A 21,635-nucleotide genomic window follows, 5' to 3' on the forward strand; every position below is an offset into this window, starting at 1 on the left:
GCCGCTGGCAGCGGGGCCCCGGGCGCGGTGGGATCAACTACCGCAGTGGAAGCGGGCGTCGCCCCAGTCGGCGTGGTCGTTGCCCGGACCGTCGCCGCCGTCGCCCGTGATCAGGTCGACGTACTTGGCGCCGGTCACGTCGGCGGTCAGGGACCAGGCGTCGTCGGCGGCCTTGAGGACCGGCGACTGCACCTTCCGGGTGCCGTCGGCCTCGACGGCGAACTGCACGCTGCCGCGCGTCCCCTGCGAGTCGTCCTGGCCCACCTCGGCGGTGAACGAGGTGCAGCGGCCCCCCAGGTAGTAGCGGATCTTCCCCGGGGACGCGGTGCCGAGGCCCTTGGCGTAGACGGTGCCGTTGACGGTCAGCGGCTTGCCGTCGCCGGCGCCGGTCTCGCCGTTCTCCAGGTCCTTCTCCGCGGGGCCCCAGCCGTTCTCCATGGCCGTCCAGTCCAGGTCACTGGCGTACGTGTCCGTGGTGGGCGGCGGCGGGAGCGTGCGCACGGCGGTGCCCGCGGTCAGCGTCCGCGCGCTGTCCCCGACGCTGTACGTCGCCTTCGAACTCAGCTGGTACGGCTGGTACTTGGCGTCGACCGGCGGGGTGACCTGCCAGGTGGCCGTCGCCTTGGCGCCGGGTGCGACCGGGTCGAGCGCGACCGGGCCCGCGGGCTCGGCCTGCCAGCCCTCGGGCAGGTCGAGCGAGAGGGACGCGCCCTTGACCTCGCTCGCCTCGTAGTTGGTGAAGGTGGCCTCGACCTTGTTCTTCCGGCCGGGCTCCAGCGTCTCGTCCGACTTCAGGGCGAGGGTGCCGCAGGCCGCCTTCGCCTCGGCCGGGCCGAGGTCGGTGACGGTGAAGTCGTCGAGGACGAAGTCGGCGCCGTCCGGGGCCCCTTCGAGCTTGCGCAGACCGGTCCAGGTGTCGCCGCAGCCCGCCGTGACGGTGCCCTCGTAGTGGCCCGTGGTGCGCTGCTGTCCGATCGGGGTGCTCGCGGTCTCGACCTGGTCGGGGGTGCCGTCGGCGGCGATCCGGTCGTAGCCGCTCACCCACTGGTAGGCGCCCGCGTGGCTGGACTGGTAGTCGAACGCGACCTTGTAGGCGTGCCCGTCCGACATCGGCACGTCGGCCGGGGAGGTGCGGTAGACGACGCCGGTGTTCTCCTCGTGGGACTTCAGGGACTCACCGCCGCCGATGACGTCGTCGATGAGCTTGCCGTTCCAGCCGGCCTGGGTGTACGGGGCGTTCTTCTGCGCGATGTGCGTGCGCGGGTCCGTGACCCCGCCCGCGTCACCCTTGTCGAAGGGGCCCCAGCCCTGGTCGACGTCCTCGAAGTCCTCGTGCACGACGGTGCCGGGCTTCGTCGCCGGGGCGTTGGCCACCAGGCGTACGTCGTCGACACGGACCTTCGCGGGCGAGCCCTCGGCGGCCTCGATCCGCAGGGTGGTGCGGCCGTTCGCGGGCGCCGTGAAGTTGACCTTCACGCGCTGCATGGAGGTGCCGCCCCAGTCGCTCGAGGCGACGCTGTTCTCCAGGGTGGAGCGCTCGACCGCGACGGACTTGCCGCCCGCGCTGAGCGTCGTACGGCGGGACGTGCCGGGTTCGACCTCGACCGAGGCGGAGGCGGTGTAGCGCTTGCCCGCGTCGAGTCCGCTCACGCGCTGCTCGACCGCGGCGGTGCCGGTCCCGCTCAGGGCGGCGCTGTTGCGGCCGTGGTCGTCGGTGTCGCGCCCGACCGTGCCGTCCTTGTCCCAGGAGGCGAGGCGGGCGTCGTTGAAGCCGGGGTCCTTGATGTGCGTGCCCTCGCCCCAGGCCGGGTCGACCGCGTGCGGCGTCTTGTCCGCCGGGTAGAGCACGTACGGCTGCCCGGCGTCCGCCTTCAGCGTGACCTTGCCGCCAAGGGCCCGCACGGTACCGGCCTTCACGCGGCCGTTGTCGGTGAGCTTGTAGACGGTGTACGTGGATCCGGGCACGGCCCAGCTCGTCGTGCCGCCGTCCTTGTTGTAGTGGTACAGCTTCTTGCCGCCGTCCCACGGGAGCAGGTAGGCCGTCCCGTCGAGGACCTTCCTGCCGTGGTCGTAGAAGGTGCGCCGGCCGTCCTCGACGGTGCCGCGGAGCCCGCCGGTGAAGGTGATGTCGTTGCCGTTCCAGCGGGTGATCTGCTGGTGCTGGAGGAACTTGGCGGGCAGGTCGCGCTGCCAGACGTTGTCGTAGAAGGAGTTCCAGTCGTTCTCGCCGGTCCAGCCCTCGAACTCGTCGATGGCGCTCTGGCCGAGGACCGGGTCGCTGTTCCAGACGTCCTTCTCGCCGTTGCGGATGAAGCGGATGATCTTCGAGTTGAGGCCCTTGTCGGTCTTGGGCCCGTAGTCGAGGTCGTTGGCCCAGTGCGACCACAGGGACTGGCGCTCGAACTTGTCGGCCCACTCGGAGGCCAGGCTCCAGCCCTGGGCGCGCACGGCCTCGGCGGTCTTCTCCGCGATCCAGCCGTGCGTGTAGTACACGTCGAGGTAGACCGTCGTGAGGTTCGGGTCGGTCTCCTCGCGCAGTTGCTTGAACCGGGCGGCGAGGTCTCCGCTGTTGATGTCGCGGCGCTGGTCGATGTAGTAGCTCTGGTCGAGCCAGTTCCAGCCAGGGGCCTTGGGGTCGACGAGGTCGCCGGTGAAGTGCTTGGCGACGGGGTACGCCTCGGTGGCGTTCACGTGCACGCCGAAGCTGGCGCCGAACTTCTTGCCGCCCTTGAGCAGCTTGTTGAGGTCCTTCAGACCGCCTGCGCGCTTGTTGATGTTGCCGCCGTAGTCGGGGTGCGCGGAGTCGTGGCCCTCGGAGGCGTAGCCCTTGAGCAGGGCGAACTGGCCGAGGTTGTCGGTCGCGAGCGAGATCCGCTTGACGTCGTCGAGCGTGCGCAGGAAGGGATGCGTGGCCTGGCTGGCGAAGTTGAACGGGATGTGCGTGATGACCCGGTCGGGAGTGCCGTCGCTGCCCTTGGCCTTCACGCCGATCGAGTGGAAGGCGACCGCACCGTCCTGCCAGTCGACCTTGCCGTCGCCGTTGGCGTCCGGGGTGACGACGACCTTGGCCCACGGCAGGTCGTCGCCGGTCGCGGGTTCGGGGGCACCGTCACCGCGATAGGTCCACTGGCCCGACCAGACGCCGACGCGGGTGGAGCCGTCGGCCGACTTGCGCGCCTGATGCCAGAAGCGGGCGTCGTCGCCGCCCGTCTTCCCGCTCGGCTTGTCGTACGTCGAGTTGGACTCGACGGCGGCGGCGAGCCGCCCGGTGTTGACGAGGGCGTACGAGGCGCCGACGGGCGAGGCGTCGGCCGTGGTGTCCGCCGTGACCTTGCCGAAGACGTCGGCGGTGCGCGTCGAGTCGTTGTCCAGCGTCGTGAACGCGGTCTCGGCGCCGCCGTCCGAGCTGCCCACGGAGACGAGGTCGTGCCCGGGTATGTCGATCGTGCCGACCCGGAAGGCCGCGGTGTCCCGCACGGCGGTCACCCTGAAGGTCGTCGCGCGCCCGCTGACGCCGAGCGAGGCGTCGATCTCGACGCCCGCGAGATCCGGGAAGGTCAGCGTGTACGAGGCCGTGGACCCGGTGAGAACCGGGGCGCCCTTCACGGCGACCGCGTACGCCTTGCCGTTCAGCGTGACCTTGTCCACCGGGCTCGTACTCCCCAGGAGCTCGGCCCCGGAGGCGCGGTCGGTGTACGTCAGGACGCGCGGGAAGTCGTCGGCGACGGCGACGGACAGCTGCGCGGATCCGATGACGGCCTGCGCCACGGCGGGCGCGGGGTCGGCGGCGGCCGGCAGTACGGGGCCCGTGAGGGCGAACACGGCGGACGATGCGGCGGCGACTGCGACTGCGCAGGCGGCGCGAGATCTTCGTGACATAGGGGACTGGGTATCCGGCGCGGGCGCGGCCGGTCAACGGACTCGGCGCTTCCGGGCGGCGGCAGTCCAACAACCACCGCCCGGAAGTCCAAGTCAGCCTCTGCGGGCGCCGGTTGGATCAGCAGCCGCCGCAGTTGTAGTAGAGGACGTCCCAGTGGTTGCCCTCGTCGGCGTAGATGTTGCCGGAGCCCGACTGGTACTGCGGGGCTCCGTCGCCGCGCAGGCCGATGTACGCGAACGTGTTCTTGATGTAGTTCGTGACGCAGGTGTTCTTGCCGTAGTCGAGCTTGTAGCCGTTCCAGTGCGAGTAGGTGCCGCTCGCGTGGCCGGTCTCGGTGCCGCCGGTGATGTTCAGGGCGCAGCCGGTGGCGCGCTTGAGGGTCTGGGCGCCCTGGGCGGTGGCGAGGTTGAGCTGGTCGAAGGACGTACAGGTGGAGTTGTTGCGGTCGGAGCAGCCGCCGGAGGACGACCAGGTGATGCCGACCTGGCTGAACATCGAGGTCGCGGTGGCGTGGCTGATCTTGGTGGCGGCCTGGGCGTCGGTGGCCGAGCTGAACACCCCGAAGCCGGGGGCGAAGAGGGCGCCGAGTACGAGCGCGAGGGCGCTCACGACCGAGCGGATTCTCATGGGGAGGAGGTCCTTCCTGCTGGTGACCGTGCTGACGGTGAGACGGCTGTGCAGGTGGAGCAAGGAGATAGTGCCCGAGTTCTACGCGCGTCCGCCAGAGCGCGTCAGATGGCGACACGGTGTAATCGAGAAGATACGAGCTGTTGGATGTTGAAAGTTGAACAGAACGCCGCTACAGTCGTTCTCGTTGAACGTTAAACATTCAACGGACTCCCCCACCACGCCCGTCCCCAAGGAGCAGTCATGGGCCTCTTCAGCCGCAAGAACGACGACGCCACCCCCGCCGCCACCCCCGGCCCCGACCTCGCCGCGCTGACCGGCGACTACGCCATCGACCCCGCGCACACCACGATCGGTTTCGTGGCCCGCCACGCCATGGTCACCAACGTCAAGGGCTCGTTCACCCAGTCTTCGGGCACCCTGCACCTCGACGGCTCGGACCCCGCGAAGTCGACCGCGTCGATCGACGTCACGATGAGCAGCATCGACACCGGCTCCGCCGACCGTGACACCCACCTGAAGAGCTCCGACTTCTTCAAGACGGACGAGTTCCCGACGATGACGTTCCGCTCCACCTCCGCCGAGTCCCTGGGCGGCGACGACTACCGGATGACCGGCGACCTGACGATCCTCGGCACCACCAAGCCGATCACGATCGACCTCGAGTTCAACGGCTCGGCGACGGACCCGTTCGGCAACGAGCGCGTCGGCTTCGAGGGCAAGGGCGAGATCCTGCGCTCCGCGTGGGGCCTGACCTGGAACGCGGCCCTGGAGACCGGCGGCGTCCTCGTCTCGGACAAGATCAAGCTGACCTTCGACATCTCGGCGATCAAGAACGCCGCCTGACGCTGCCGCCGCGAGCCGTACCCCTCACGGCTCCCGCACCACGAGCACGCCCGCCCTTCCCGTCCCCCGCGGACGAAGGGCGGGCTCTCGTCGTACATGGCCCGATCACGGCTCAACACGGCCCGACGCGAGGGAAGTTGAAGACCGCCGAAGCTCCTGAGCCCACCGGACCCATGTGAATGTGACGTGAGCCACAAAACCTCTCTCTCATGTCACATTCCGGCCCGCCCCTCCCGTCCAGGTGACGAGCACCCATGCGGTGAGCGCCCAGGGGAGGAGCGAGCCTGATGTCCGAGAGGGCCGCGGAAGGCAGCACGGGGACCACGCGGGAGAGAGGGCCGGCACCGGCCGGTGAGCGGCTCGCGGACTGGGCGGACGGCCGCCTCGGCCTGCACACCCTGTCCAGGAAGTACCTGCGCAAGGTCTTCCCGGACCACTGGTCGTTCCTGCTCGGCGAGGTCTGCCTCTACACGTTCGTGATCCTGGTCCTGACCGGGGTCTATCTCACCCTGTTCTTCCACCCGTCGATGAACGAGGTGGAGTACCACGGCAGTTACGTCCCCCTCAACGGGATCAAGATGTCCGAGGCGTACGCCTCCACGCTCGACATCAGCTTCGACGTGCGGGGCGGACTGCTGATCCGGCAGATCCACCACTGGGCGGCGCTGATCTTCGTCGCCGCGATGCTCCTGCACATGATGCGGCACTTCTTCACGGGCTCGTTCCGCAAACCGCGCGAGCTGAACTGGGTGTTCGGGTGGGCGCTGCTCCTGCTCGGCCTGTTCGAGGGCCTGTTGGGGTACTCGCTGCCGGACGACCTGCTCTCCGGTACGGGCATGCGCTTCCTCGACGGGGCGATCCTGTCGGTGCCCGTCGTGGGGACGTATCTGTCGATGTTCCTGTTCGGCGGCGAGTTCCCGGGACACGACATCGTGGGGCGGTTCTACTCGGTGCACGTGCTGCTGTTCCCCGGCATCATGGCGGCGCTCGTGGTGACCCATCTGATCCTGGTCGTTTACCACAAGCACACGCAGTTCCCGGGCCCGGGAAAGACCGAGCGGAACGTCGTGGGGGCGCCGTTCTTCCCCGTCTACCTCGCCAAGGCCGGCGGCTTCTTCTTCCTGGTGTTCGGCGTCGTCGCGTTCCTCGCGGCCGTCGCGTCCATCAACCCCGTCTGGAACTACGGGCCTTACCGGGTCGACCAGGTGTCCACGGGGGCGCAGCCCGACTGGTATCTGGGATTCGCGGAGGGGCTGCTGCGGGTGATGCCGGGGTGGGAGATCACGCTGTGGGGGCACACGCTGGCCCTGGGTGTGCTCGTCCCGCTGGTCGTCTTCCCCGCGGTGCTCGTCGTGATCGGGGTGTATCCGTTCGTGGAGGCCTGGGTCACGGGCGACCGGCGCGAGCACCATCTCCTGGACCGGCCGCGCAACCGGCCGGTCCGCACGGGGCTCGGGGTGGCCTGGCTGACGTTCTTCCTGGTGGCCCTGGTGGGCGGCGGCAACGATCTCTGGGCCACCCGCTTCCATGTGTCGCTGAACGCGGTCACCTGGTTCGTGCGCGCCGCCCTCGTCGTGGGCCCGGTGATCACCTTCGCGATCACGCGGCGGATCTGCCTGGGACTGCAGCGCCGCGACCGCGAACTGGTGCTGCACGGAAGGGAGTCGGGCCGCATCAAGCGCCTGCCGCACGGCGAGTACGTGGAGATCCACGAGCCGCTCACCCAGGCCCGGCTGCACATCCTGACCGCCCACGAACAGCCCCCGGCCCTGGAGAGCGGGCCGGAGACCGACGTGAACGGCGTACGGCGGCGCATACCCCGGGCCGAGCGGCTCCGGGTGCGCCTCTCGCGCGGCCTGAACGGAGAGGGCGCGCAGGTGCCGAAGCCGACCGCGCGGGAGTACGAGGAGGCGCGGCGCGAGCACCGGTGAGGCAGGCGGGTGGCGTCAGAACACCGCGTCGGCCAGGCGGTCGACCTGGTCGGGGTCGGTGCCCCAGCAGTAGAGCATCACCTCGTCCGCGCCGATGTCCGCGAAGCCGGAGACCGCCTCGCGGATCTGCGCGGGAGCGGTGAGCATGCGCTCGGCCGATCCCGCGGCGCGCGGGTCGAAGCCGTAGTACGCGGTGATGGCGTCGCGGGCACGGGCGGTCAGGTCGTCCGGGCCGAGCGCCACGTTGACCTGGGCGACCAGGCGCGGGCGGCCGGAGCGGCCGTGCCCGCCCCAGAGCCGCTCCACATCACGGAACATCGGGTCCATCCACTGCGGGGGCAGCGCGGCGCCGAGGAAGCCGTCGCCGAAGCGGGCCACCCGGGCGAGTGCCGCCGGCGCGAAGCCCCCGAAGAGGACCTCGGGGCCGCCGGGGGTGACGGGGGCCGGGCCGATCGGGCCGACGCCCTCGGCGTCGTCGTACGGCTGGCCCGCCCAGGTCCGCCGCAGGGTCTCCATCTGCCGGTCGAGGCGGCGGCCGCGGTGGCGGATGTCGATGCCCGCGGCACGGCAGTCGTCCTCACGGCCGCCGATCCCGATGCCGAGCGTGAAGCGGCCGCCGGACATCCGGTCGAGGGTCGCGGTCTGCTTGGCGAGCAGGGCGGTGCCGTGGTGCGGGGCGAGCAGGACCTCGGTCTGGAGCCGGATGCGGGAGGTGGCTCCGGCGAGAGTGGCGAGGGTGACCAGGGGCTCGGGGTTGTCGTAGACGAGCCGGTCGAGGAGGCCGAGCGTGGCGAAGGGGGTCGCGTCGGCGCGGCGGGCCCAGTCGAGCAGGCCGGCGGGGTCGTCGACGGGCAGGCCGAGGCCGATGCGCGGGATGGCTTCGGTACGCATGGGGTGGAGCTCCTTCGGAAGGGGGCATGCGGAATCTCGCTGCCGCCCCTCCGGGACCGCGCACGGTGTGTACGTGCCGGCTTGCTTCCCGTCTGCGGCGTACTTCTGGGGAAGCGGTTCGTAAGAGTGCGGTCAGGCTAGCCGGGGCACCGGCCTTCGCGCCTCCCCATTTTCGGGACCGGCACAGCGCTCGGAGGTTTCTGGACCGGCACAGCGCTCAGAAGCCGCCGCCGAAGTCCCCGCCTCCCCCGAAGTCGCCTCCGCCGCCGAAGTCCCCGCCGCCTCCGAAGTCCCCGAAGTCGTTGGAGTCGAAGTCCGCCCCCGAGTAGTCCCCGCCGTCATATCCGGCTCCCGCGCCGAAGTCGCCGTATCCGGAGCCGTAGTCGGCCGCGTAGGCGGGGCTCGCCATCATCGAGCCGAGCACCGTGCCGAGGAGGAGCCCGGGCAGGATGCCGCCGCCGAAGTAGCCGCCCGCCCACGGGCCGTAGGCCGGACCCGCGTCGTAGTAGGGGCGGCGCTCGCCGTATCCCGTGTCGACCGTGCGGACCATGGGGTCGACGCCGTCCTCGAGACGGGTCGCGTCGGCCGCGCAGACCGGGACCTCGCGCTCGGCGCCGGACGGGGGCGCCCACAGCGCGTCCGTCACGGACGGCCCGTGCCGCGGGTCGAAGAAGCAGGGCACCCGGCGCTCGGGCAGCGGCCGGCCCTCGCGGCGCGCGGCGAGCATGGCCAGCGAGAACCGCCCGTCGTCCAGGGCCTCGGTCACCCCGCGCACCTCCTCGGGGCGCCGGGCGGCGGCCATGAACTGTTTCGCCTTCTCGTACGAGTCGAGCGCCCGCTCGTAGTCTGCGCGCATCGCGTCGTCCGCGCCGGGCTCGGCGGGGTGGAAGTCGAGCCGGTCCAGCTCCTCGCCGAACGCCGTGATGTCCTCGTCGACGACCACGCGGAGCTGCTCCAGGGCGGCCCGCTGCTCGTCCTCGCGCTGCCGGCGCCGCCTGCGGGACACGGCGTACGCGGCGCCGCCGCCCACGACGACGACCGCGCCGATGCCGATCAGGGCGCCGACCGGTGCGCCGCTGTCACCGCCGCCGCCCGCATCCCACGCGGCGGGCGCGGAGCCGCTCGCGTTGCGGACGGCCGTGTCGACGAAGTCGTTGAGCTGCTTGGTGACGTTCTCGCCCTGGACGCTGGTCGTCAGATTCTTGACCGCGTCCTGGGACATGACCCGGCTGTCGGCCCTGGCGTCGAACTGCTGGCCGAGACGGATCGCGTAGACGCCGGTGATGCCGGTCTTGGTGCGCAGGTCGGTGAAGAGGTCCTGCTTGGGGAAGTCGGCGGGCAGGACGGCCACCATGACGGGCTTGTCCGCGTCCTTGATCTTCTTGGTGAGGGCGTCGGCGTCCCCGGCGGACAGCTGCGCGGAGGCGGCCGGATCGACGTACACAGGGCCCTTCTTGAGGGCGTCGGCCACGGTCGAGACGTCGGAGGCAGCCGCCTGGGCCCCCGGTGTCACCGCCGTCATGGCACCCAGGGCGAGCAGTGAACCGGTCAGGACGGATATCAGGCGCGATGCCCGACGGATGGGCCTCATACCTCGACGCTAACCCAGGAGGGTCCCGGATGCCGCGTGTACCGCGAGGAGGGGCCCACCGCACTCGGCGGTGAGCCCGTCCTCGCGCCGTCTCACGCGGCGCGGTACGCCTCGGTCAGCTTCGCGACAGCGTCCGCGTAGCGCCCGGACAGGAGCAGGTGGTCGGCGTCGGCGAACGGCTTGGCCACCGCCGGCGTGATGTCCTGTCCCACCTTCTGCTGGACGAGCAGCCGCGCCTTGCCGACCACCGCGCGGCCGGCCTGTGCCGACCCGGCCTTCTGCGCCGCGGCGGCCGCGAGGGCGAGGGCCTTGAGGGTGAGCGTGCCGCCGCCCGGCGGGGTGCGCAGCGTCGTCAGGCCCCAGCCGAAGGGGAACTGCGGGTCGTACGCCGTGTCCCCGACGTTGATCGGCAGCTGGGCCTCCGACCTCGGCCAGGTCACGGGCAGCTGCCCGGTGAACGGCTTGGCCCCGTACAGGACGTCCGCGACGCCGTCGCCCTCCGTGCCGGGCAGCCAGGACGCGACGAGCGCGTCGATGTCGCCGAGCCGGTCGCCGATGAGCTGCGGTCGCCCGGAGACGATGAGCACGGCGCACTTCATGGCGCCGCACACCTTGTCCACAGCGGCCTGGTCGGCGGCCGTGAGCTTCAGGTCGTTGCCGTTGCCGACGTCGCCAATGCCTTCCGCGTACGGGGTCTCGCCGACCACGACGACGCCCACGTCATAGCCGTCCGTGGGCGCGGAGGCGTCCTTGGAGTAGCTGATGGTGGCGCCCGGTGCGGCCTTCTTCATGCCTTCCAGGACGGTCGTCCCGTCGGTGATCTTTCCGGACGAGCCCTGCCAGGTGACGGTCCAGCCGCCGGTCTGGTTGCCGATGTCGTCGGCGTTGGACCCGGCGACGTACACCTTCTGGCTCTTCTTGAGAGGGAGCACGCCGCCCGCGTTCTTGAGGAGGACCTGGGACTCGGCGGCGGCGGTGCGGGCGACGGCGCGGTGTCCGGCCGAGCCGATGGCGGCGGCCCCGCTGGTGTCGGCGTACGGCTTCTCGAAGAGGCCCAGTTTGAACTTCTGGGTCAGGATGCGCGAGACGGCGTCGTCGATCCGCGACTCGCTGATCCGGCCCGCCTTCACCTCGTCGATCAAGGTCGTCCGGAAGTCCTTGTACGCGGACGGGACCATGATCATGTCGAGGCCGGCGTTGACCGACGTGCGGACGTCGGACGCGTAGTCGCCGGGGAGCTGGTCGATGGCCTGCCAGTCGCTGATGACGAAGCCGTCGAAGCCCATGCGGTCCTTCAGGACTCCGTTGATCATGGCGGCGTCGGCGTGCATCTTCACCGGGCCCTCGTCGTCACCGATGATGTCGAGCGACGAGTACGAGGGCATGACCGTGCCGACTCCGCGGTCCACGGCCTCCTGGAACGGCGCGAGGTGCACCGCCTCCAGCTCCTGCCGCGTGACCTTGGTGACGCCCTGGTCGATGGTGTACGAGCCGGTGGTCGACGAGCCGTACTCCGTGCCGCCGTCGCCCACGAAGTGCTTGGCGGTGGCGAGGACCTTGTCGTCCCGGTCGAGATCCTTGCCGTCGCGGGCCCCTTGGAGCCCCTGGACGACGGTCTCCATCTGCTTCACGAGAGCGGGGTCCTCGCCGAAGGACTCGTACGACCTGCCCCAGCGCTCGTCGCGCGTGACGCACAGGCAGGGCGCGAAGTCCCAGGGGATGCCGGTGGCGCGGACCTCGGCGGCCGTGACCGCGCCCGCCTTCTCGGCCGTCCCCGGGTCGCGGGTCGCGCCGATGCCGATGTTGTGCGGCAGGACCGTGGCGCCGACGAGGTTGTTGTGGCCGTGCACCGCGTCCACGCCGTAGATCAGCGGGATCTGGAACCGCGTCGCCTGCGCCCGGAGCTGGAAGCCGTCGATCATCTTCGCCCAGGCCGCGGCCGTGTTCGGCGTCGGTGTCGAGCCGCCGCCGGAGAGCAGCGAGCCGAGGTCGTACGCGGCGATGTCGCCGCCCGTGCCGACCGCGTTGCGCTCGGCCTGCGTCATCTGGCCGGCCTTCTCCTCCAGGGACATCCGGGAGAGCAGGTCGGCGACGCGCCGCTGCACGGGGAGTTTGGTGTCGAGGTAGGGCAGGCCGTGGGCGTCGATCACCACCTGCGGGGTCTCGGCGGGCGCCTTCGCACCGGTGACCGTCAGCTTCAGGGGGATCGTCTCGGCGGACTCGGCCGCCTTGTCCTTGAGAGTCATTACGGACACGGTGTGCGTGGCGCCCGAAGCGGTGCCGGCCGGGAAGGTGAACTCGCCCTTGACCGGCGTGTAGTCCGTGCCCGCGCCGGCGCTGCCGCCCGCGCTCTCGTACGCGACCGTGACCGGCTCGGCGAGCGGGGCGGAGCCGGTGGTGGCGACGGAGATCCGCACGTCGGCCGTGCCGCCCTCCTTCACCGGGTAGACGGAGGATCCGGTCAGGACCTTCGTGGTCAGGGCGGGGTCGGCCTTGCCGTACAGCTCGACGCCGTCCATGGCGAAGGTGCCGGGCGTGCCGGTGGGCAGGGTGAGCGCGTAGCCCCACATGTCGGTGAGGCCGAGGTTCTGGTCGATGCCGCCGACGGGCTGGTAGTCGGTGCGGTAGGCGAAGTCGGTGAAGGGGATCTCGACCTGGTGCCAGCCGGTCCACTCGTCGGTGAAGGAGGTCGTCCACAGCTCGGACGCCTCGCCGTTCGCACCGCCGTCCTTGATCTCGAAGTTGACCCGCTTGCCGCTGTTCCTCCCGTCCCACCAGAAGCGGATGCCCTTGTGCGCGGACCAGTCGTGGCCCGGCTCGTTCGCGGCGAAGTCGTGGGTGAAGCCGCCGTAACCGCTGATGTCGTACGTCCCGGAGAGGACCTTGTCGCCTTCGGGGGCGTCACCCCGTGCCGCGAGCTCCAGCTTGGGCGGGTCGTCGCTGTCGCCGCCCCAGGTGAAGATGCCCTCCGCGGGCTGGGACGCGAAGGGGACCTCGCCCTCGAAGCGGTCGACGGGCACGGGCGGCGGTTCCTCGGCGCCGGTCGCCGCGCCCGCCGAGGCGAGCGGGAGCAGCCCCGTGAGCAGGGCTGCGGAGACGAGCAGGGCGGTTCTTCGCATGGACTTCCCTTCGGCCGGTTCGGGTACGCGCCGCAACCTCTGGGGGTGACGGGAGTCCCTGGTGAAGCTCATGACTTAGCTCACGCCGTGAGTTAACTGGCGCCCCGTGGACCCGTCAAGACTTCACGTCAGAACCGGTGCACAACCAATTCCCCCCGGGTCACTGGGCAGTTGAGCATTCAGTTTCTGAACACGCGCCCCCTTGACTCCCGTTCGCAGTCGTCATTTACTCACGCCTCGCACGCCCCATCTCCTCACCCCCACGAAGGGCGGCGCACCATGAGAACCCCCAGAAGAGTCCGTTCGGGTCCGCGCCGGGCGGCCCGGCTGCTCGCCGCAGGGCTGCTCACGACCGCGGGCCTGACCGGGCTCGTGGCCTCCCCCGCGCAGGCCGCGGGCGAGCCGGTCACGGCCTGGCTCACGACCACGGACGACGCCGGCGGACGCCATGTCGTCCGCGGCCTCGAACAGCAGGCCCCGTTCTCCTTCCAGGCGGGCACCGGCGGCGGTGGCGAGAACATCACCGTCGACGACAACACCCGCTACCAGACCTTCACCGGCGGCGGCGCCTCGTTCACGGACACCGCGGCCTGGCTGATGAACAGCAGCGGAGCCCTGTCACCGGCCACGCGCGACGCCACGATGCGCAAGCTGTTCTCCCCCACCGACGGCATCGGCCTGTCGTTCCTGCGCAACCCGATGGGCGGCTCCGACCTGGCCCGTTACGGCTACACGTTCGACGACGTGCCCGCCGGACAGACCGATCCCGACCTCTCCGAGTTCTCCGTCGCCCACGACCTCGCGGACGTCCTGCCCCTCACGAAGCAGGCTCGTCAGCTCAACCCGAACGTCACCGTGATGGCCTCCCCGTGGACCGCGCCGGCCTGGATGAAGGACAGCGGACAGCTCAACGGCGGCTGGCTGAAAGCGGAGGACTACGGCACCTACGCCTCGTACTTCGTGAAGTACCTCCAGGCGTACCGGGACCGGGGCGTCCCGGTCGACTACGTCAGCGCGCAGAACGAGCCGACGTGCTGCGGTGGTTACCCCTCGATGAGCTGGAACGCCTCGGGGCTCGCCTACTTCACCAAGAGCGAGCTGCTGCCGAAGCTCGCCGCCGCCGGTCTGAACACCAAGGTCCTCGCGCACGACTGGAACTGGGACACGTACGACGGGTACGCGGCGCAGACCGTGGACGACGCGGCGGTGCGCTCGCACCCGAACTTCGGCGGGATCGCGTGGCACGGCTACGGCGGCGACGTCGCCGAGCAGAGCAGCATCCACGACCGCTACCCGCAGCTCGACGCCTTCGGGACCGAGCACTCGGGCGGCACCTGGATCGCCGACCAGCAGCGCGAGGACATGCTCAACATCGTCGACTACACCCGCAACTGGGCGAAGTCGGTGACCAAGTGGTCGCTCGCCGTGGACCAGAACATGGGCCCGCACAACGGCGGCTGCGGCACCTGCACGGGGCTCGTGACCGTGCACGACGGTGACGGGCGCAGCGGACAGGTCGACTACACCGTCGAGTACTACACGATGGGCCATCTGACGAAGTTCGTCCGGCCCGGCGCCCGGCGCATCGCGTCGACCGGCAGCTCGGCCGTGCCCAACGTCGCCTGGCGCAACCCGGACGGCTCGAAGGCGCTCATCGCGTACAACGGCGGCACGTCCGCGAAGACGGTGACCGTCAACTGGGGCGGGCAGCACGCCACTTACTCGCTGCCCGCGAAGACGTCGGCGACGTTCACCTGGTAGCCGGACGTTCCACCCGGCAGCAGAGCGACAGAAAGCCGGAGGGGCCGGTCCGCGGCCCCTCCGGCGTCTGCGCATGTGCTGCTACTCGACCGGCTCGACCCCGGCCCGCAGGAGCCCGTACGTGTAGGCGTCCTCAAGAGCGCCCCACGACGCGGCGATGACGTTCTCGGCGACGCCGACGGTGGACCACTCGCCCGCGCCGTCGCTGGTGGAGATCAGCACGCGGGTCGTGGAGGACGTGCCGTGCTTGCCCTCCAGGATGCGGACCTTGTAGTCGACGAGCTCCAGCTTGGCGAGCTGCGGGTAGATCCGCTCCAGGCCGACGCGCAGGGCGCGGTCGAGGGCGTTGACCGGGCCGTTGCCCTCGGCCGTGGCGACGATGCGCTCGCCCTTGGCCCACAGCTTCACGGTCGCCTCGTTGGCGTGGCTGCCGTCGGGGCGGTCCTCGACGATGGCCCGCCACGACTCGACGCGGAAGTAGCGACGGGCGCGGCCCTCGGCCTCCTCGCGCAGGAGGAGTTCGAAGGAGGCGTCGGCCGCCTCGTACGTGTAGCCCTCGAGTTCGCGCTCCTTGACGCGCTCGACGACGCGGCCGACGAGGTCGCGGTCGTCGGAGATGTCGACGCCGAGCTCCTTGCCCTTGAGCTCGATGGACGCGCGGCCCGCCATGTCGGAGACCAGCATGCGGATGCGGTTGCCGACGAGGTCCGGGTCGATGTGCTGGTAGAGGTCCGGGTCGACCTTGATCGCCGAGGCGTGCAGGCCCGCCTTGTGGGCGAACGCCGAAACTCCCACGTACGGCTGATGCGTGGAGGGCGTGAGGTTGACGACCTCGGCGATGGCGTGGGAGATGCGGGTCATCTCGCGCAGGGCGCCCTCGGGGAGGACCTTCTTGCCGTACTTGAGCTCCAGGGCGGCGACGACCGGGAAGAGGTTGGAGTTGCCGACGCGCTCGCCGTAGCCGTTGGCCGTGCACTGCACATGGGTCGCGCCCGCGTCGACGGCGGCGAGGGTGTTGGCGACGGCGCAGCCGGTGTCGTCCTGGGCGTGGATGCCGAGGCGGGCCCCGGTGTCGGCGAGGACCGTGGCGGTGATCGCCTGGACCTGCGCGGGCAGCATGCCGCCGTTCGTGTCGCACAGGACGACGACGTCGGCGCCCGCCTCGTGCGCGGCCGTGACGACGGCCTTGGCGTACGTGGGGTTGGCGCGGTAGCCGTCGAAGAAGTGCTCGCAGTCGACGAAGACGCGGCGGCCCTGCCCGCGCAGGTAGGAGACGGTGTCGCGGACCATCTCCAGGTTCTCCTCGAGCGTGGTGCGCAGGGCCAGTTCGACATGACGGTCGTGCGACTTGGCGACCAGCGTCACGACCGGGGCGCCGGACTCGACGAGCGCCTTGACCTGCGGGTCCTCGGAAGCCTTGGAGCCGGCACGGCGGGTCGCGCCGAACGCGACGAGCTCCGCGTGCTTGAAGTCGATCTCCTGGCGGGCGCGCGCGAAGAACTCGGTGTCGCGGGGGTTGGCACCCGGCCAGCCGCCCTCGATGAAGCCCACGCCGAAGTCGTCCAGGTGCCGGGCGATGGTCAGCTTGTCCGCGACGGTCAGATTGATGCCCTCACGCTGCGCGCCGTCGCGCAGCGTGGTGTCGAAGACGTGGAAGTCGTCGTCGACGCGGGAAGCGGGGTAATGGTCGTCGGTTGCGTCCGTCATGCTGATCTGGCTCCTGTGTCGGATCTCGGTCTACCGGAATGACCGGCTCCACCGTCCCCCTATGATCCCTCGCGCTCCGGTCCTGGTGTGAGGTGGGCCAGGAAACGAAAAAACCCCTCGCGGGTGCGAGAGGTCTGCGCGCGGGTCGAGACGACGATGTCCGCCCGTACGTGGTCGTACGTGGCGGTCACTGCGGACCGGCGCGCCTGCTGCCAATAATCATGGCGAACGAGAGCACGTCGGCAGTCTGCCACAGCCCGGGCGTGGCCCGGGCCGTGGTCTCACGATGTGAGCTCAGACCGTTTCGACCGCGCGCTGCCCGGGCGCGGCGGCCTCGACCCGGTTCAGGTCGATGTCCCGCGTCTCGCGCATCGTCAGATAGACGATCAGCGACACGGCGGCGCACCCGGCGACGTACCAGTAGAAGCCCGACTCCAGGCCCGCGTCCTTGAACCACAGGGCCACGTACTCCGCGGTGCCGCCGAAGAGCGCGTTGGCGATGGCGTACGGGAGGGCGACGCCGAGGGCGCGGATGCCGGTCGGGAACAGCTCGGCCTTCACGCACGCGTTGATCGACGTGTAGCCGGTGACGACGACGAGGGCGAGCAGGGCGAGGCCGAGGGCCGGCCAGAAGGAGCCCGCGTGCTTGAGCATCGTCATGATCGGCACGGTCAGGAAGGTGGAGCCGACCGCGAAGGTGATCAGGAGCGGGCGGCGGCCGATCCGGTCGGACAGCCTGCCCGCGAGCGGCTGGATGCAGGCGAAGACGATCAGCGCGCAGAACGAGACGAGCGTCGCGGTCTCCTTGCTCAGGCCCGCCGAGTTGGAGAGGTACTTGGTGAGGTACGTCGTGTACGTGTAGTAGGCGACGGTGCCGCCCATCGTCAGGGCCATCACGAGGAACGCCTCGCGCCTGTGCGCCCACAGCGCCGTGAGGGTGCCCTTGCGGTCGGCCCCCGCGTCGTCGGCGGACTCCTCGTAGACGTCCGTCTCCAGCATGTTGCGCCGCAGATAGAAGATGATCGCGGCGCCGAGCGCTCCGATGACGAACGGAATGCGCCAGCCCCAGCTGTGCAGCGCGTCGTCGGACAGGGTGCGCTGGAGGACGATCTGGAGGCCGAGGCCCACGATCTGACCCGCGGTCATGGAGACGTACTGGAAGCTGGACGCGAAGCCGCGCCGGCTCGGGTCGGACGCCTCGGTGAGGTAGGTGGCGCTGGCCGCGTACTCGCCGCCGACCGAGAGGCCCTGCAGGAGGCGGGCGACGAGCAGGACGACGGCGCCGCCGTACCCGGCGACCGCGTAGGTGGGCGCGATCGCGATGAGGACGGCGGACGCCGACATCAGCGTGACGGTCAGGGTGAGCGCCGCTTTGCGGCCCTTGCGGTCACCCACCCTGCCCAGCAGCCAGCCGCCCACGGGCCGCATGAAGAAGCCGACGGCGAAGATGCCGGCCGTGTTCATCAGCTGTGCCGTGGGGTTCCCGTCGGGGAAGAAGGCTCCCGCGAAGTACGTGGCGAAGCTCGCGTACACGAACCAGTCGAACCACTCGACCATGTTCCCGGCCGACCCGACCAGGATCTTCTTCCATTGCTCTCGTCCCATGGGCGGCCACGGTGCCGGAATGCTTCGCTCCGTGACAAGGGTGTACCGCGCAACGATCACGCGTACTTGTGTTCTTTGTGGTCACGCCTCAAGGGCGAGCGTGGCAAAGGTGGCCAGCCAGTGGTCGGTGGTGAAGTCGCCGCGCTCCACGGCGGGCAGCCCGGCCTTGAGATGGGCGTCCGCCGCCTGTGTGAGGCGCGTGCGGACCGGCCCGTCCGGGAGCGCCCCCGCGATGCCGCGCAGGGCGGCCGCCCTGCTGAGGGCGAGGCCAAGCAGGTGACCGATCTGCGGGTCGGCGTGGTCGGAGACGACCGGGACCTCCAGGAGGGGGCAGGGCGCGCCGGCGCGCAGCGCGGGCAGGAACCGGTCGAGCCAGGGATCGAACTCCGGCCCCGTCAGCACCCGCCGCATCGCGTCGGCCTCGGTGAGCGCCGGGGAGAGGAAGTCCTGCCCCGACGGCTCCCAGTGGGCGGGCGCGTCGTGATCGCCGGCGAACCAGGAGCGCAGCCGGTCCCGTACGGCCTCGACGGTGACCGCGGGCAGCCCCGCGCGCTCGCCCGCGTCGAGGACGAGAGCCAGCGCGAAGGCGCTGTTGGGGTGGTTGCCGTGGCGTACGGGATACGTGGCCTTGGGCAGCCATTCGCTCAGCAGCAGGTCGACGGCGGTGACGGCGGGGGCGAGCGCGTCCGCCCAGCGGTCGCCGTCCGGGCCGCCGAGGGCACGGCACTCGGCGGCGAGCGCGATCAGCCAGGCCCAGCCGTAGGGGCGCTCGAAGGTGGGCCGGTTCCGCAGGTAGGCGGCTTCCGTGGCGAGGTTGGCGGGGGTGAGGTGCCGGTCGAGTACGGCGGTGACCTCGGCGACCTGGGCGGGATCGGGCAGGCGCCGCCTCAGGAGCCGGACGAGCAGCCAGTGCATGTGGACGGACGAATGCCAGTCGTAGGCGCCGTAGAAGGCGGGGTGCAGGGTGCTCGGTCGGGTCTCCTCGTCGGCCGAAGTGACCAGGTGAGCGGGGAAGTTGGGGTATTCGCGGGTGACGTTGCCCGTGGCGAGGCGGGCGAATTCCGCGGCCTGGGTCATGGGGAGAGCTCCTCGTAGGTGGGTTCGACTGCGGGGCGCCCCGTCGGGGCGTGGGGAACTGCGCGCTCGGGCACGGACGGCTCGCGGCCGCACGCTCAGTGCGTGGCCCCCTCGGTCACCCGCAGGTCCTGCGTCGTGGCCGCCGCGGCGAGCAGCAGCGCCCGCAGGCCGTGGGCCACTGTCACGGGGGGCAGCGCGGCGGCGGTGCCGTCTCGGACTTGCTCCGGCGCCCACGGCACATGGACGAACCCGCCCCGCACACCGGGACGTTCGGTCGCGATGAGGTGGGCGAGGCCGTACGCCACGTGGTTGCAGACGAACGTGCCCGCCGTGTTGGAGACGGCGGCCGGCACCCCGGCCTCCCGCATCGCGGCGACGCACGCCTTGATCGGCAGCGTGGAGAAGTACGCGGCGGGACCTCCCGGGACGACCGGCTCGTCGACCGGCGCCGCGCCCGCGTTGTCGGGGATGCGGGCGTCGTCGACGTTGACCGCGACCCGCTCGACGGTGACACCAGGACGGCCGCCCGCCTGGCCGACGCAGACGACCAGGTCCGGTCCGCTCTCGCGGACGGCTCGGCGCAAGGCGGCCACGGACTCACCGAAGACGCACGGGAGTTGCACCGCGGTGACGGTGAGGCCTGCGGGCGGCTCGGCGGCGACCAGGGAGGCCGCCTGCCAGGAGGGGTTCACGCTCTCGCCGCCGAACGGCTCGAAGCCGGTGATGAGGACGCGGGTCATCTGTGTCGACCTTTCTGGGACGGCGCACGTTCCCGGAGGGGGAACCGTTCCCGGACGGAGCCGGTTTCCTGGGCGGGGCCAGCCCTAGAAGGCGAACAGGGCCATGATCACGATGTTGCAGACGAGCAGCGCGAGCCCCGTCGGCAGCTGTGCCTTGATCGGGCCGTACTGGTCCTTCAGTTCGAGGAGCGACGCCGGGACGATGTTGAAGTTGGCGGCCATCGGCGTACAGAGCGTGCCGCTGAAGCCCGCCAGCATGCCGATCGCCAGAACGGCCGCCTCGTTGCCGTGCATCTGCTGGATGAGGACGGGCCAGCCGATCGCGGCCGTCATCACGGGGAACGCGGCGAAGGCATTGCCCATGATCACGGTGAACAGGAACATGCCGACGCAGTACGCGATCACGGCGAGGTACTTGGAGTTGTCGGGCAGGACGTCGTTCACCAGCGTGCCGACCTGGGTGCCGACGCCGGCGACCGCGAAGATCGAGCCGAGCACCGCCAGGAGCTGAGGAAGCAGCAGGGCCGAGCCCATGGCCTCCAGCATGGAGCGGCCCGAGTGGATCGGAACCGAGATCTTCTTCTCGCCCGTGACGAACATGCCGACCGCGAGCGCGACGAGGCAGCCGAGACCCAGGCCGATGAGCGTGGCCTTCCCCGTCTCGAACAGGCCGGACTCGTCGAGGAAGGACGCGCAGACGATGGCGACGAGCGGGATCGTCAGGGCGGGGACGAAGAGCTTGCTGCCGAGCCGGGCCGCGGAGGCCTGGCGCTGCTCGTCGGTGGTGGTGACCGGGACACCCTTGCCGATGAAGTTGAATCCGGCCAGCACGATGAGGGCGAGGACGGCGACGCCGAGGGGTTCGGCGGGCAGGGTCCAGCTCGCCGAGCCCGGCGTCGCCGCGTTCAGTTCGGCGTTCACGACGCCGGTGCCGTAGGGGAAGGTGAGCCCGAGCAGTCCCCAGAACGCGGCGGACGTCCACCGCTTGGGGTTGGTGCGGTCGGCCGCCATCTGCACGGCCATGACGACGAAGATGAGTCCGATGAGCCAGTAGAGCCACTCGACCTTGATCACTTGTCGGCCTCCTCGGACCCGTTGCGCGTGCGGGACGCCGTGGCCTGGTGCGGCAGCGGCAGCTCGTTCTCGGCGGCGTGGAGGGCCATCTCGCGCTCCAGTTTCCGGTCCAGGAGCAGGAGCCGGGCGCCGTGGATGATCAGGGCGCAGACCGCGAGCGGGATCGCCCACAGGGCCAGCTCGGTGGGTTCGAGCTGCTGGTGGTACGTCGAGTTCACGAACCCGGTGATCAGCAGGATCGAGCCGATCGCGATGAAGCAGTCCTCGCCGAAGAAGACACCGACGGTGTCGGACGAGGCGGAGTACGAGCGGACCTTCTCGCGCAGCCGGTCGGGGAGCGGGCCGCCGGTGGTGCGTTCGGCGGCGGCCTCGGCCATGGGCGCGACGAGCGGGCGCACCGTCTGCGCGGGGCCGCCGATGCTGTTGAGCCCGAAGGCCGCGGTGACCTGGCGGATCAGCAGGTACACGGCGAGAAAGCGGCCGGCGCTGAGCTTGCCGAGGCGGCCGATGAGGGTGCGGGCCTGCTCGCGCAGGCCGTACCGCTCGAGCAGACCGATCACCGGCAGGACGATGGCGAAGACGGTGACCGAGCGGCTGTCGGCGAAGGACCTGCCGAACGCCGCGAGGACTTCCTGCGGGTCGAGCTTGCCGAGCAGTCCGGTGACGATTCCGGCGACACCGACCACCAGGACGGGGTTGCGGCGCGTGACGAATCCGAGGATCACCACGAGCACGCCGAGAAGAACGATCATGCGGCGGCCTTCTTCAGAGCATGAGGGAGCACGA

Annotated in this window: 13 protein-coding genes and 1 pseudogene; 3 read left to right on the forward strand and 11 right to left on the reverse strand. The window is 70.6% G+C overall.

Annotated features, from left to right (window positions below; translation table 11 throughout):
• Positions 1 to 33: 33 nt before the first annotated feature.
• Together ACZ67T_RS20625 and ACZ67T_RS20630 are read right to left on the reverse strand one after the other, a co-directional pair.
• Entirely contained in the window at positions 34 to 3,879 is a 3,846-nt protein-coding gene (locus ACZ67T_RS20625) for an endo-alpha-N-acetylgalactosaminidase family protein (protein ID WP_469985765.1), read from the reverse strand.
• A 118-nt stretch (positions 3,880 to 3,997) separates the two neighbouring features.
• A complete protein-coding gene (locus tag ACZ67T_RS20630) occupies positions 3,998 to 4,507 on the reverse strand; it encodes a hypothetical protein (RefSeq protein WP_376259244.1) in 510 nt (169 codons plus the stop codon).
• A gap of 243 nt (positions 4,508 to 4,750) precedes the next feature.
• On the opposite strand from ACZ67T_RS20630, the gene ACZ67T_RS20635 reads away from it, so the two are divergent.
• Together ACZ67T_RS20635 and qcrB are read left to right on the forward strand one after the other, a co-directional pair.
• A complete protein-coding gene (locus ACZ67T_RS20635) occupies positions 4,751 to 5,353 on the forward strand; it encodes a YceI family protein (RefSeq protein WP_469985767.1) in 603 nt (200 codons plus the stop codon).
• A 287-nt stretch (positions 5,354 to 5,640) separates the two neighbouring features.
• Positions 5,641 to 7,284, forward strand: a complete 1,644-nt coding sequence (gene qcrB / locus ACZ67T_RS20640) for a cytochrome bc1 complex cytochrome b subunit (RefSeq protein ID WP_469985769.1) — start codon at positions 5,641 to 5,643, stop codon at positions 7,282 to 7,284.
• A gap of 15 nt (positions 7,285 to 7,299) precedes the next feature.
• Here the strand turns inward: qcrB and ACZ67T_RS20645 are convergent, their stop codons facing one another.
• The 3 genes from ACZ67T_RS20645 to ACZ67T_RS20655 all read right to left on the reverse strand — a co-directional run bounded on the left by ACZ67T_RS20645 (position 7,300) and on the right by ACZ67T_RS20655 (position 12,885).
• Entirely contained in the window at positions 7,300 to 8,175 is an 876-nt protein-coding gene (locus ACZ67T_RS20645; RefSeq protein ID WP_469985771.1) for an LLM class flavin-dependent oxidoreductase, read from the reverse strand.
• Positions 8,176 to 8,392: 217 nt separating this feature from the next.
• Positions 8,393 to 9,766: a hypothetical protein gene (locus ACZ67T_RS20650; RefSeq protein WP_469985773.1), complete on the reverse strand. Its 1,374-nt coding sequence runs from the start codon at positions 9,764 to 9,766 to the stop codon at positions 8,393 to 8,395.
• A gap of 92 nt (positions 9,767 to 9,858) precedes the next feature.
• Entirely contained in the window at positions 9,859 to 12,885 is a 3,027-nt protein-coding gene (locus ACZ67T_RS20655; protein WP_469985775.1) for a glycoside hydrolase family 3 protein, read from the reverse strand.
• Between the two features lie 279 nt (positions 12,886 to 13,164).
• Here ACZ67T_RS20655 and ACZ67T_RS20660 point away from each other — a divergent pair.
• Positions 13,165 to 14,643: pseudogene (locus ACZ67T_RS20660) on the forward strand (glycoside hydrolase family 30 protein); the annotation flags it as partial.
• Between the two features lie 84 nt (positions 14,644 to 14,727).
• Here ACZ67T_RS20660 and cimA read toward each other — a convergent pair.
• From cimA to ACZ67T_RS20690, 6 genes are all read right to left on the reverse strand, one after another.
• Complete coding sequence (gene cimA / locus ACZ67T_RS20665) at positions 14,728 to 16,353, reverse strand: citramalate synthase (protein WP_469985776.1); 1,626 nt, start codon at positions 16,351 to 16,353, stop codon at positions 14,728 to 14,730.
• Positions 16,354 to 16,647: 294 nt separating this feature from the next.
• Positions 16,648 to 17,958, reverse strand: coding sequence for an MFS transporter (locus ACZ67T_RS20670; protein WP_469985778.1), 1,311 nt, complete (start codon positions 17,956 to 17,958; stop codon positions 16,648 to 16,650).
• Between the two features lie 81 nt (positions 17,959 to 18,039).
• Positions 18,040 to 19,035, reverse strand: coding sequence for a DUF2891 domain-containing protein (locus ACZ67T_RS20675; protein WP_469985780.1), 996 nt, complete (start codon positions 19,033 to 19,035; stop codon positions 18,040 to 18,042).
• Positions 19,036 to 19,130: 95 nt separating this feature from the next.
• Positions 19,131 to 19,775 carry a pyroglutamyl-peptidase I gene (pcp, locus tag ACZ67T_RS20680; RefSeq protein ID WP_469985782.1) on the reverse strand — a complete coding sequence of 215 codons (645 nt, stop codon included), beginning with the start codon at positions 19,773 to 19,775 and terminating at the stop codon, positions 19,131 to 19,133.
• A gap of 84 nt (positions 19,776 to 19,859) precedes the next feature.
• Positions 19,860 to 20,849, reverse strand: a complete 990-nt coding sequence (locus tag ACZ67T_RS20685) for a DUF979 domain-containing protein (protein WP_469985784.1) — start codon at positions 20,847 to 20,849, stop codon at positions 19,860 to 19,862.
• Positions 20,846 to 21,601, reverse strand: coding sequence for a DUF969 domain-containing protein (locus tag ACZ67T_RS20690; protein WP_469985786.1), 756 nt, complete (start codon positions 21,599 to 21,601; stop codon positions 20,846 to 20,848). The genes ACZ67T_RS20685 and ACZ67T_RS20690 overlap by 4 nt, the downstream gene beginning before the upstream one ends.
• Positions 21,602 to 21,635: the final 34 nt, after the last annotated feature.

Source organism: Streptomyces sp. NPDC107517 (genome assembly GCF_055582645.1).